The following is a 12,840-nucleotide window of genomic DNA, read 5'->3' as shown; positions in this document are numbered from 1 at the left end:
CGGTTCGGGGCATAGTCGGGATAGTCGCGATTGCCCCCTCGTCGACGGACTCGCCACTTTCGCCTTCGCGTGACAGCGGCGACGACGCGCGGGATCAGCCGACGCCGAACACGCTCGCCGCGACGCGCAGCTTTGCCGCCGTCCCGGCGTAGCCGGCCAGGTCTTTGTGCTCGGCGATCTCACCGGTGATCTGCCCGAGCTGGGTGGCGATCGTGGAGTCGGCCGCGGCGACGCCCTCGTAGGAGTCGAGCACCTGGTGGTGTTCGCCGCCGCGTGGGGAGAGGATCGAGACGACGTGCGCGACGCCGGCGTCGCGGATGTAGGGGATGTAGGTCTGCACCCACCCGCGCGCGGCTCCGGGTCGCGCGGCGCGTCCGACGCGCTGTTCGAGTCCGGCGGGCAGCCACGGTAGGTCGAGGTGACAGAGCACGCTCGCGTTTTGCAGGTTGTGGCCCTCTTGCCCGACTTTCGAGAGGCAGAGGATCGGGAACTCGCCGGCGGTGAAGCGGCTCTTGAGCGTCTCGAACTCGCGGCTGGCGATCGAGCCGTCGGCGGCGTACGTCTCGATGCCGTGGCGTTCGCGCAACGTGGCGGCGAGTTGGCGTAGGCACCGCACGCGTTCGGCGAACACGAGCACCTGTTCCTCGCCGGCGATCCCGGCGAGGGTCTGGGCGGTCACGCCGCGCAGCAGCGGCTGGCCGTCGCCGCCGCCGCGCATCGCCTCGAGCACCAGTCCCTGTCGGCAGAGCGCCTGGGCGAGCGCGGCTTTGGAGTGCGTGAGCGTCTCGGGGTCGACGGAGGCGTCGACGTAGACGCCGACATTTCCCAGGACCACGCCTTGGACGCGTGCGATCTCGGCCAGCGCCTGCTTGTAGACCGGGCTGGCGGGTTCGAGGTCGCGCAGCTCGCGCAGCAGTTCGAGCAGTCGCCGGTAGGCCTCGCGGCCGCCGCGGCGGATCGCGTCCAGCAGTTCGGCCAGTGCGGTGTCGGCCTCGAGCGCGAGCGGCTGGGCGGGGCGGACGTCGGGCATCCAGGGCTGCATGTCCTGGCGGGTGACGCGCACGAGGTGCGGGCCGTAGTTGACGCGCAGCCGGTGGGCGTTGAGCTCGTCGAGCAGGTCGCCGGCCTCGCGCGTGGTGAGCCGTTCGCGGATCATCGCCTCGTCGCCGAGCGCGAGCCCGACGAGCACATCGAGCTGTTCGGCGTCCTTGCCGCGCGGGGTGGCGGTCAATAGCCAGCAGTCGGCGACCGATGACATCCGTAGCTGGGCGAGGGCCTGGTGGGCCTCGGTGGCAGGGTTGGCGTAGCGCAGCGCCTCGTCGGCGATCAGCAGGTGCCAGTCCAGCGCGGCCAGCTCGCTGGGGTGGCGGTCGAGCACGCCGTTGGCCACCAGCGCGACGCCCGGCCGGTCGCCGAGCTCGCGGTCGAAGCGGCGCATCCGGCCGGCGATCGGGCCGTGCTCGGCGAGCACGAGCACGTCGACGTTCGGCGCGAGCGCCGGCAGGCCGCGCGCGGGCGCGCCGTGCAGCAGCTCATCGCGCCACTGGCCGAGCAGCCGGCCCTCGGCCACGATCGCCCCGCGAAATCGCGGGGTGGTGGCGGCGCGGTGCGCGAGCGCGCGGCCGGAGGTGATCGTCTTGCCGGTGCCGGTCTGCGAGGCGTCGACGCCCGAGCCGACGACCTTCAGCGCCGCGAGCTCGCGCTGGCGGCCGAGCAGCACCGGGTCGTCGGCCAGCGGCCGCGCGCGGACCATGCGCACCAGCTGGCGCGCGCCCGCGTCGAGCGTGACACTCGAGCCGCTGCGCTTGAGCTCGCGCAGTTCGGCGATCGCCTGCTCGCCCACGATGCGGCGCGTGGTCGCGCTCGGGCCGTCGGCGGTGGTGATGGCGAGCAGGCCGGGGCGGCCCTTCATGCGTCCGACGCGCACGGTGTCCTTGAGCTCCCCGGAGGCCTCGGAGGACAGCAGCAGCGGCAGGCCGTGCTCGATCGCGGTCTGGACGGCCTCGCCGAACTCCATAACCGCGCTTTGGGTCGCGTGGAATTCGTCGAAAGGTGCCGAGCCGAGCCGGCGGCGCGGGAGGCGGCGCACGGGCAGGGTGACGACGCGCAGTGAGATCTCTGCGATCTCGGTGCCGCCGGTCGTGGTGTGGCTTTGGCGGCGGACGAGGATGCGGCCCCAGCGGTCGATCGGGTGCTCGGGGGCGCAGGGGTTCACGCTCTGGCCGAGTTCGCGGGTGAGCGCCTCGGCGAGTGGCGTGGCGGCGTCCGCGTTCTCGCGCGGCCCGGCGTGCAGCGTGCGGGGGTTCCAGCGCTCGAGCAGTTCCGGGATGAGGTGCGCGGGCAGCGTGGCCGAGCGCAGATCGGTGTGCAGGCTCGCGCCGAGCGCGGCGAGCGTGCGGATCGCGTTCAGCGAGAAGGTCGGGGCGAGTTCCCAGCCGTCCTCGCGCGCGGGCGTCAGGAACACGCCGACCGGGCGCTCGACCTGCTCCACCGGTGGCAGCTGGCGGTCGGCGAGGGCCAACCACGGGTGCGAGGCGATGCGCCAGCAGCGCAGGTCGTCGGCGTCGAAGTTGTCGAGGTGCTCGACGGCCCAGTGCGAGACCTGCGTCGCGACGGCGGGGTCCAGGCCGAGCCGGCGCGCGAGCGCGCGCTGGCGGTCCTCCGGCGCGACCCAGACGGCGGGGTCGTCGAGGTCGACCGGCAAGCGCGCGTGCGCGCGACGCAGCGCGTCGTCGAGCGCGCTCGCCGGGGTGGTGACGCGCGTCCAGTCGAGCCCGGCGGCACGGTCGGCCTGGGCCTGTTCGCGCGCGACCTGGCGGACGGCCCGCAGCTCGAGTCGGGTCGCGCGCACGCCGGTGATGCCGTGGCGGCGCAGGACCGCCGCGGCGTGCGCGTCGGCGTCGACCCACGTATCGGGGTCGTTGAGGTCGACCGGCTCGTCGGCGGCCAGTCGTCGCCACGCCGCGGGGTGCAGCATGTCGATCGGCGGCCCGAGCGTGCCGAAGCAACGCGCCAGTTGGCGAGCGGCGTCGGTCTCGAGCCCCGCGGCCGAGTCGGGCCGTTCGATCCGGCTCAGCGGCGTGTGCTGCGTCGAGGGCGCCGGCGGTCGCTTCGGGGGCGCGTCGGCGGGTCGGCCGCGGTCTGCGGCCGTCAAGCTCGTGTGAGACAAGGTGGGCTCCTTGTGTCGGGGATGTGCCGTGCAGCGCGCCGTGATGCGGGCGGGCGAGACCACGGCGGGTGAGGACTTCGGCGGGGCGGTCAGTGGGGCCTTCGCGGCGGCTGGGAGTGGCGCGGCCGAGGGCCCGCGGGTCGGCGACGGCACGGCCGCCCGCCCTTGGCGCGGCTGCTCGCCGCTCAACCGTGCGCGCGGTTCCTGGCGTAGGAGGTCAATCGCCCCGGACGGTGATCTCGCGCGATTCGCGTCGCCGTGCGCCACGATCGCCCGTCGCGTCGCGGGCGGTCGCCGCTCAGCCGGTGGCCATGGTGTCGGTCCGCGCGAGTCCGATGAAGACCGACAGGTCGGGTGTTCCGGCGATCGTGATGCGCTGCAGCTCACCGGGTGACGGTGGGTCTGCGCCGAGCGCGGCCAAGAAGACGGCGAGATCGTGGTGGTTCTGCGCGTGCTTGGCTGCGGTGGTCTCTGTCGTCTTGAACTCGTGGATGGCGAACACCGCCTGCTCGGCGTCACGGAGCTTGGCCTCGAGGACGGTCGCGCCGAGCCCGTGCAGCAGCTGGTAGCGCAACGCGGCCGCGTCGACGTCGGCGCCGAACACCAATTCCACGAGGTTGGTGATGCGCGCCGGGAGGTTGGATGTCGGCTTCTCGGCCACGTCGTCGAGCGCTTTGGTGACCGTGGGTCCGAACGGCTCGTCGGCTTTCGCCTCGATCGTGATCAGCGTGCGCCCGCCGTTGGCGGTCCCAAGGAGCAGCAGGTCGGCGTTGCGTGTGGCGCCCGCGTGCTCATCGAGCCGTAGTTGCGCCTCCGGCCGGGCCAGGCCGGCGGCAAAGCCGGTCGTTTCGGGCCGTGACACGAGCAGCAGCGCGAGTTCCTCTGGCAGCGCCGGCCGGTTTGGACGCAACCACGCGGTCGCGAGTTCGCGCGCGGAGCGTCCGGCGCGCCACTGCTTGGCGCGGCCAGCCGGCGGCGCCAGACACAGCCAGTCGCCGAGCGACTCGATCGGCGCCGCGAACGCCACGCACTCGCAGCGGCGGGAGAAACGCGTCCGGATCGGTGATCGCCTCGCTGTCGGTGGGCATGCGCGCAGCGTAGTCAGCAGAGGCCGTGCCGCCCCGCGTCGTCTGAGCAGTCAGTACGGCCGTGTTCCCCACTCGTTGAGCGTCGGGGCGAGCAGCCTCACGCGGGCGTCGCGGCCTCGGTGACCGCGTCGCTCCCAGGATCGCCGACGGTGAAGCGCAGTCGCAATCGGCGTGAGCATGGAAGTCGTTGTGGTCCCGCGTCAACGTCCAGTCCGTTGTCGTTGTAGTCCGTTGTCGTTGTGTAGTCCGTTGTCGTTGGAGTGGCGCGCGTGCACGAGAGGGCGCCGCGCGCGACGGATTCGTACGCGGCGTCCTGATCGACGCAGAGGCATCCTCCTGTACCGGGGTACTTGACGACCGCGCAGCCCATGAAGCACATCGCAGTCATGCATTCGCCTACAGCCCGCCTCCGCCGGGACAGCGGCCGCAGCGCCCGCAGTAGCGAGCCGAGCATTTCCAGCCGCTCGGGTCCGCGAACCCCCATGTCTCATCTGGTCCGTAGCGTTCGTAGAGCGCGTGGATCTGGCTGGCGGCCTGCGCGATCCGCACGAGCGTGGCGCGCAGCTCACGGGTCGACCGGCGGGTGACGACGAGCGCGGTGCTCATCGTCTTGCGTTTCTTGCCGGGCGTGCCGATCTGGGCGAAGCAGAAGTGCTCCGCGGGGCTGCCGACCCGCCAGCAGCGCCCGGCAAGGCACGGACAGGCTAGCGGTGTTGCTCCGCCTCGGCTTCGACGCACAGTGCGACCTTGAAGCTGGCGACAGCGGGCAGGCAATCGTGCGTCGGCGCTCGCTCATCAGTCGGACTCGGGGGACTTCTCAGTGCCGAGACGCGATCATGATCCAGCCCCCGGGGCCCGTGGGGCGGGCGGCGGCGCGTGCTTGGGCCGGTGAACGGATCTTCAGTCCGGTTTCGCTGGTGATTGGCGTGCCGTGCTTCGGCGTGAACGTCGTGACGATCCGTGCCGTGAGCGTCGCTTTCCGGCGCAGGGCCCGTCGTCCGATGGGGGTGAGGCGCAGGCGGATGGTGCCGCTTCCTGCAGTGGCGAACCTATGCGTCGCGGATGCGAGCAGCATCGGCTTGGCATGGGGTGCCCCCTCGGCGGGTGTCGCGAACACCTGTTGTTGGAGTTTGCCGGGCGCCGCCACCGTGAGCCGCTGCCGTGTGGTGGTGAGGGCGGCGCGGCCGCTGCGCTTGAGTGCGCGTGTCAGCGTCGCGGTCATCGCAGCCAGCTCCTTGGCGCTAGTCGCTTGCGTCGCGCGCGCCGGTGGGCTGGCTGCCGGAGTGGGTGTCGCGACGGCCGGTGCGGCGGGAGCTGCCGTGACGGTTTGGAGGAGCGCGGCGGAGGTGCTTGGCTCAGTGTCCTCGTCCCCGCTGTAGCTCGCCGAGATCGCGTCCGTCCGCGCGGCACCGGTCGCGGTGCCCGTCAACACCACCACACCGCTGTCCGGGTCGTCGGGCAAATCCTCGAGCTCGAACGGATCGCTCGCGTCGACACCGTCGACCCGCAGCGCAACGGTGCCGAGGGGTTCGACGTCGCCAGGAGCGAGCGTCGTCACGGTGATTGTGAAGCTCACCTTCGAGCCCGCGGCGACAGGGTTGGGAGCGCTCGCGATGGTGGTCTTGGTCTTGGCCCGCAGAACAGTCTGGTCAGCGGAGCCCACGCTCGCGGCAAAGCGCTGATCGCCGCTGTACGCGGCTCGCACCGTGTAATGCCCGGCGCTGGCCGAGGCGGGGGCCTGCGCTCTGCCGTCGTGGATCTCCGCAGCCGCGAACGGGGTGCCGTCGGCCTCCGTGAAGACCACCGTGCCGGTCGGCTGCCCGCTCGCCGGCGGGTCGGCTTGGACGACGGCACGGAACATCGCGTCCTGGCCGGCCACGGTCGGGTCCGGTTCGACGGTCAAGGTTGTGGCCGTCTTCAGGCGTTCGACGCCTTGGGCCAATTCGGCCTGGCTGCTGACGAACGCGGCCGGCCGATCTGGTTGGTAGGCCGCGATCACGGCACGCGTTCCGCTCGCCAGGCTCGCCGTTGTGAAGGTGGCCGTGCCGTGCTCGTCGAGGGCGACCGGGTTGCCGGCTGCGTCCCCGTCGATGCTGAACTGGACGTGACCGGTCGGGGTGAGTCCCGGCTCGTCGGAGTCGCTTACCCGGGCGGTAAAGGTGACCGACTGCCCGATCGTCGGGTGCGCAGCCGAGCTGGTGAGAGTGGTTTGCGTTTGGTCGGCGGCGACCGTGTACAGGATCGTGTCGCGGGTGTCGGAGAAGTCCGGGCCGTCGGCGCGGTAGACAGCGGAGACGACGTGCACGCCGCCGGTCATGGATACGGTCGTGGTGGCGTGTCCCGTGGCGTCGAGCTCGACCGCCGACCCGACAGGGACGTCGTCGACGATCAGTTGGACGTGGCCGCTGGGTGTCTGAGCCGGGTATTCCAGGTCGCTCACGGCGAAGCTGGCGCGCGCTTCGTCGGGACCCGACGCGCCCCGGCTCAGAGCGAACTGCACCCGGGTGAGATCGCGACGCTGGTTGTCCAGGTGCCAGTTGAGGACGTCCTGCGCGGCGGTCGTGTCCGCGGTTGAGGCGGTGAACCCGACCCAGCTGAGTCCGCCGAGTGCGCTCGAGAGGCTGATCGTTCGCTCGAAGAGCGGCTCGCCGGAAAAGACTGGATGGTTGAGCGGAATATCCCCGGCGACGCGCAGGATCTGGGTTTGCGGCCAGTAGTCGATGAACAGCCGGAGCGTCTGCCCGAAGGCCGGCCAGCCTGATTGCCAGTACGAGTACAGAAGTTGGTCGAGATCGCCGTTCTGGACGAGCACGATCTGGTCGCCGCCGAGACCTTGCCGGTTGGGCTGTACCGCGACCGCCACGCTGGGCGTGAGCCCGCCATAGCCGAGGCCGTCACCGGCCATGCCGAGGGCGTTGGGACCATTGCTCGACCGCTGGATCACGAACGCAAAGCGGCCAAGCCCAGCCGTGCCGTCATGAGCCCGGAGGGTAAAGGAAGTGTGGAACGGCACCGCCGGATCGATCCGAGTCCCGAAGAACGCGCTACCGCGGGTATTCGGTGAAGCAGGCGTCAGTTGCAGGACGTTGCCTTGCCTTTGGGCTGCACCGTTGAGTGTGAGCCCGGCGGTGCTCGAGAAGTCGGGGTAGTCGACGGTTACTGCCAGGGCGGCCGCGGTGATTGTCCACGTCAGCGCACAGGCGACAGTGGTCGTGATCGCAAGGCGACGTACTGCCAGCCGGCGATCGCCTCGATGGCGTCGGTGGAGTTCGACGATTCTCGATGCGACGGCGGCGCACCCTGCTCGGCGTATGCAACCGCCGCTGCTGGCGACAGGACAGCTCATTTCAACCCCGCGCCTTCGGCGACGCGAGACTCCTATACGACCCTACGCCGCCATCGATCCCTTCGTCAAGAATGCTTCAGCGCCCGAGGGCGACGAGCGTCACGTGTCACAGCCCACCGCCGCCCGGGCAGCGCGCCCAATGCCCGCAGTAGCGGTGAGAGCACTTCCATCCGCTCGGGTCGGCGAACCCCCACGGCTCGTCTGGCCCGTAGCGCTCGTAGAGCGCATGGATCTGGCTGGCGGTCTGGGCGATCCGCGCCAGCGTCGCGCGCAGCTCGCTGACTGAGCGGCGGGTGACGACGAAGCTCGTGTTCATCGTCTTGCGCCGCTTGCCGGGTTTGCCGATCTGGGCGAAGCAGAAGTGCTCGGCGGGCGCTCCGGCGAGCCAGCGGCCGGCGAGGTAGAGCCCGGCCTGCGGATCGTTGTCGGCCTTGGCCTGTGAGTGCAGCGTGTTCTTGACCTTGTAGTCGACGATCGCCGGGACGAGCTCGCCGCCGCGATCGTCATTGGGGCGGAGGGTTTCGAGGTCGAGGAAGCCCTGGATCGTCCAATCCAGCCCGGGCGCGAGCGCGTAGTCGAGCTCGCGCTGGACCGCGACGGGACGTCCGAGCAGCGGGAGCAGTTCGCGCCGCGTGAGCGCGAGCGCCTCCAGGCCCAGCGTGAACGCGCGGGTTTCGTCGAGCTCTGCGTCCCAGTGCACGCCGCGGTCGGCCGCTTCGGCGGCGAGCTCGCGCGTCCAGTGGTCGCGGTAGTCGTCCTGGAGCTGGTCCAGGGTGAGCCGTTCGCCGCAGGCGAGCAGGTGGCGGTGGTAGGTGGAGAGCGCGTCGTCGACGCGCGCGCCGAGGAACATGTGCCCGCTCGGCGGGGTGCGCTCGCCGAGCAGGTAGTGGCGGCGCCAGTCGTCGGGGCAGAGCAGGAACTTGGAGTAGGAGGAGTGCGAGAGGTGGCGCAACGGCTCGCCATCGTGGCGGACGGGCAGCCGGCGCGGGATGCGGATGCGTGCGGCGAGTTCCGCGGCGCCCACGGGCGTGGGCGCGTGCGGACTCGGCGAAGCGAGTGAGGCGACGACGGACAGGGGAGGCTCCTTCCGGAGAGCAGTTCGGGATCAGGCGGCCCGCGTGAGCGGCGCGACCGCCGCCGGCTGCGCGCTGTACGCGGCGAGCCGCGCGGGGTCGGCCTCGCACGGGGAGAGCCCGTAGAAGCGCGGGTGGTTGAAGCGCAGCGCGGCGATGCTCAGTTGGGCGCGCCAGAAGGGCTCGCGCCAGCGACCATCGCGGTGACGTAGCCGGTAGGAGCCGACCAGGTCCGGGATCGCCTCGGCGCGGTGGCCGCACTGGGCGAGCACTTCGACCGCGGTGGCGACGTGGGCGAGCCGCGTGTCGTCGAGCCGGTCGCCGGGCCGGTGCGCGGGCAGGGCGGCCTCGGCGATCAGCAGCAGCGTGTCCGGGCCGTACCCCGCGGCCGCGGCGAGTGCGGCCAGCCGCGTGCGGGCCGGGCTCACGCCGCGGGCGGTGTCGCGGGGCCGAGGCCGCCGAAGTCGATCGTGACCAGCTCGCCGCTGCCGTTGCTTGCGTGCCCGTTGGGGACGTCGGCCGGCTCGGCAGCGGCGGTCGCGTGGGGGTCGGCGGGCGTCTCGGGCGTGGGGTGCGCGGCGGCGTCGGTGCTCTCGCCCTGGCCGATGCCGTCGTCGGGTTCGCCGTGGGCGAGGATCGGCCCGAGGTCGCGGACCACCGTCTCGCTGAGCATCCGGGTGCGGTAGCCGGCGCGCAGCCACGCCTCGGTCTCGGGGGAGAGCAGCAGCAGGTCGCTCTTGCCGTTGCGGCGCAGACACTGCACGTGCCGGGGCGCGTCGCCGATCGGCAGCACGACGGCGGCCAGCGCGGTGTACAGGTAGGCGCCGATCCCGGCGGCCACGCCGGCGCGCTTGCGCGCGTCGGAGTACAGCGCCTTCAGTCCGGCCAGCGAGCCGGCGTCGCATTCGCCGACGTCCTCGTAGACGGCCTCGACGTCGGGCCCGTTGACGACCTCGGGGAGCGTGACGTGCAGCCGGCAGGCGAGGTAGAGCCGTCGGCGGGTCTGGCCGTCGGCGGCGGCGGCGAGCAGGTCGCCGTCGACGGGCGCGAAGCTCATGCGCCAGCGGCCGGGGACGACGCAGTTCAGGCGTTGCAGGACCGATTGGGCGCCGATGTAGGCGGCGACCTGGGCGCCGCCCCACGGGTCCTCGTTCCACGGGACCTTGCTCATGGCGCGAAAGCCCACGGCGCCGGGTGCGAACGGCCGCCGGAACAGCGCGATCGCTTCGTCGTGGGTGCGCGCGGGCGGCACGGGACCGGCCGCGGTGGCGGTGTGGTGGGTCATGGTGGTCCTTCCGGAAAGGATGGGGGCGTTAGGCGGCGAGCGCGCGGCGGCCGAGGTCCAGTCCGGCCTCGGCGAGGAAGCGCGACGGTCCGCCGGTGGCGCGGCCGCCGCGGACGTGGCAGCGGGTGAGGACGAGGTGGTCCTTGGCGCGGGTGGCGGCGACGTAGAACAGCCGGCGCTCCTCCTCGAGGTCCTCGGGGTCGGCGCTCGCCAGTGAGCGCCACGAGGGCAGCAGCTGGTCCTCGCAGCCGAGCAGCACGACGAGCTGTGCTTCGCTGCCCTTGGCGCGGTGGATGGTGCTGACGGTGATGCGGCGGTCCGCGCCGGGGCGGATCTCCTCGGCGTGCAGGCCGGCGGCGTGTTCGAGCAAGCCGGTGACCGAGGCGGCGGTGCCGACCTGGTCGGCGTGGGTCTGGGCGGCGCGGCAGAGCGAGCGCAGGTCCTCGAGCACGCGCTCGCCGTCGCGGCGCTGCTCGGCGCGCGGGGCGTGGTCGCGGCGCGCCTGGTGGTGGGCGACGACGCCGCCGTCGAGCGTGAGCGTGGCGACGACGACGTGGCCGAGCGAGCGCCCGGCCCGGTACTGCGCGCGTACGCCGTCCAGGCCGGCGCCGAAGGTGGCGAGCGCGTCCCTGGTCGCCTGCGAGCGGAGTCCGTGGAGGACGTGGGCGTTGGCGCAGGTGGTGATCAGGTCGCCGTCGAAGCGCTCGCGCGCGGCGGCGACCAGGCGGCCGATCGTGGCCGTGCCGACGCCTCGCCGCGGCGCCTGCACGGCGCGCCGGAAGGCGCGCGCGTCGCGCGGGTTGGCCAGCAGCGCGAGGTAGGCGAGCGCGTCGCGGACCTCGGCACGCTCGTAGAGCCCGAGCGAGCCGAGCACGCGGTGCGCGATCCCGGCCGCCGCGAGCGCCGCCTGGATCGGGCCGAGCGCGAACGCGGTACGGGCGAGCACGAGTACCTCGGACGGCGGGGTGCCCGCCGCGAGCGCGTCGGCGATCAGCCCCGCGGCCCAGCCGGCCTCGTCGCGGTCGGTCGCAAACCCGCGCGTGCTGATCCGCCCGCCGCCGCCGCGGACGGCGACCAGTGCCTTCGGGTGGCGCAGCTCGTTGACGGCGATGCAGCAGGTCGCGGCGGTCAGGATCTCGGCGCGCGAGCGGAAGTTGCGCCCGAGCACGACGCGCTCGTGGCGCGGGTAGCGCTCGCCGAAGGCCAGGATGTTGCGCGGCTCGGCGCTGCGGAAGCGGTAGATCGCCTGGTCGTCGTCGCCGACCACGGTCACGTTGCCTCCGGAGCCGGCGAGCAGCTGCACCAGCGCGGCCTGGGCCTGGTTGGTGTCCTGCATCTCGTCGACCACGAGCCAGCGCCAGCGGCCGCGCAGGTGCGCGAGCCGGGCGGGCTGCTCGCGCAACAGCCGCACCGCGAACACGAGCAGGTCGTCGAACGAGAAGGCGTTGCAGCGCTCGAGCTCGGCGTCGAGTGCGCGCCACACGGCGCTCGCGACCGGCGCGGACGGGAGGCGGCTGGTTTTCAGGTAGCCGGCTGGTTCCAGCAGCCGGCTCTTGGCTAGCGCCAGTTCGGTCTCGAGCTCGGCTGCCGGTGGCTGACCGCAGGCGGTGATCGCATCCTGGATGGCCGGTCGGCCGTGGTCGGTGAGCAGCGCGTCGATGACGCGCCGAACGTCGGCCTGGTCATAGATCGTGTAGGCGTCGGTGCGCCCGAACAGCGTGGCGTGCTCGCGCAGCAGCCTGGCGCAAACGGAGTGAAAGGTGGCCGCGAGCACGCCGCGGGCGGTCTGCTCGCCGAGCAGGTCGGCGAGTCGCAGCCGCAGCTCGCCGGCGGCGCGCACGCTGAACGTGACGGCCAGGATCTCGCCGGGCGCCGCGGCGCCGGTGGCGAGCAGGTACGCGACGCGATGGGCGAGCGTGCGGGTCTTGCCGGTGCCGGGGCCGGCGACGATCAACAGCGGGCCGGGCCCGTGGCGGACGGCCCGCTTCTGTTCGGGCGTGAGCCCGGCGAGTAGGTCATCCGGTGCCCGCTCGCGCGGGCAGGGGCCGTGGACCCCCGCGTGCGGATGCGTCATGCATCACCTCCAGGTGGAAAAGAAGGCACACGCCGGCTGGCGGCGTGGGGAGTTCGTGGCGTCCCGCGCCCGTACGGCTCGGGGCCGGGCGCCGCCGGTCCAAGACGGGGTGTCCCCGTCAGTCACGAGAGACAGAGACACACGGCCAGCGGATCGGACCAGCCACTACGGCATGAAGTGCATGGCATCGACGTCATCGCGGGCGCAGAGGTGCGACGATTGGCACGTGTCCGGTGACTACCCGCTGGCGAAGGTCGGCCGCTATGGCCGCAAGACCCATGCCGTCACGGACGTTGCTCGCGAGCTCGTGGCTTGCAACGCCGACGGCTCGTACCTGGTCCGCGACGACCAGGGCGGATACTCGGACACGTCTCGGACGAGCGAGCTGCATCCACTCGGACGCTCCGGCGTTCCCAGTTGCGGAAAATGCCGAGCCGTCCTCGCTCGTCATTGACGACCATGGAGCACCGTTCCCGCGGCTCACGGTCGACCCGACAGCGAACGCAGCGGACGACGAGACCGGCGGTTGAGTCGCAGCGGGATTTCCGCGACGATGCCGACGTCACATCGATCGGAGGTCGCACGTCGGTGGGTTCGCGAATCGGCCAGCTCTTCTGGGAGTCCCGGAGACGCTCAGGTCTTGAAGGTGGCCAGCGGGAGACCGGGCCCGTGCTCCGCGTCCTCGGACTCGGACGAGGTGGCGGATCGCGTCGTTCGCCGGACGCCAACGGCCCTTTCGCCGGCCGCGGCCTCCAGCAGGTGCGGTGGCGAGACGACGCGACGGGCGAGGACTTCAACGCGCACT

8 protein-coding genes are annotated in these 12,840 nt (G+C 72.3%); all 8 read right to left on the bottom strand.

The features are described 5' to 3' along the window. Positions 1-94: 94 nt before the first annotated feature. On the bottom strand, positions 95-3,169 hold the full coding sequence (locus tag G569_RS0119490) for a helicase-related protein (RefSeq protein WP_169542194.1): 3,075 nt from the start codon (positions 3,167-3,169) through the stop codon (positions 95-97). A 298-nt stretch (positions 3,170-3,467) separates the two neighbouring features. After that, positions 3,468-4,196, bottom strand: a complete 729-nt coding sequence (locus G569_RS0119485) for a DUF6946 family protein (RefSeq protein WP_028064660.1) — start codon at positions 4,194-4,196, stop codon at positions 3,468-3,470. A 457-nt stretch (positions 4,197-4,653) separates the two neighbouring features. Next, entirely contained in the window at positions 4,654-4,863 is a 210-nt protein-coding gene (locus G569_RS0119480; protein WP_028064659.1) for a hypothetical protein, read from the bottom strand. A gap of 211 nt (positions 4,864-5,074) precedes the next feature. After that, positions 5,075-7,603 carry an Ig-like domain repeat protein gene (locus G569_RS0119475; RefSeq protein ID WP_084285242.1) on the bottom strand — a complete coding sequence of 843 codons (2,529 nt, stop codon included), beginning with the start codon at positions 7,601-7,603 and terminating at the stop codon, positions 5,075-5,077. A 106-nt stretch (positions 7,604-7,709) separates the two neighbouring features. Next, positions 7,710-8,627, bottom strand: a complete 918-nt coding sequence (locus G569_RS0119470) for a PD-(D/E)XK nuclease family protein (RefSeq protein WP_028064657.1) — start codon at positions 8,625-8,627, stop codon at positions 7,710-7,712. A gap of 81 nt (positions 8,628-8,708) precedes the next feature. Next, positions 8,709-9,104 carry a hypothetical protein gene (locus G569_RS0119465; RefSeq protein WP_028064656.1) on the bottom strand — a complete coding sequence of 132 codons (396 nt, stop codon included), beginning with the start codon at positions 9,102-9,104 and terminating at the stop codon, positions 8,709-8,711. Further along, positions 9,101-9,961 (bottom strand): hypothetical protein, encoded by an 861-nt coding sequence (locus tag G569_RS58440; RefSeq protein WP_053226674.1) that lies wholly within the window; start codon positions 9,959-9,961, stop codon positions 9,101-9,103. The genes G569_RS0119465 and G569_RS58440 overlap by 4 nt, the downstream gene beginning before the upstream one ends. Before the next feature lie 28 nt (positions 9,962-9,989). Beyond that, complete coding sequence (locus G569_RS0119455; RefSeq protein WP_028064655.1) at positions 9,990-12,035, bottom strand: ATP-dependent helicase; 2,046 nt, start codon at positions 12,033-12,035, stop codon at positions 9,990-9,992. Positions 12,036-12,840 lie beyond the last annotated feature (805 nt).

This window comes from Solirubrobacter soli DSM 22325 (assembly GCF_000423665.1).
Lineage (GTDB): Bacteria > Actinomycetota > Thermoleophilia > Solirubrobacterales > Solirubrobacteraceae > Solirubrobacter > Solirubrobacter soli.
The sequence above is the reverse complement of the archived record's forward strand: the minus strand, read 5'-3'. Positions and strand labels throughout refer to the sequence as shown.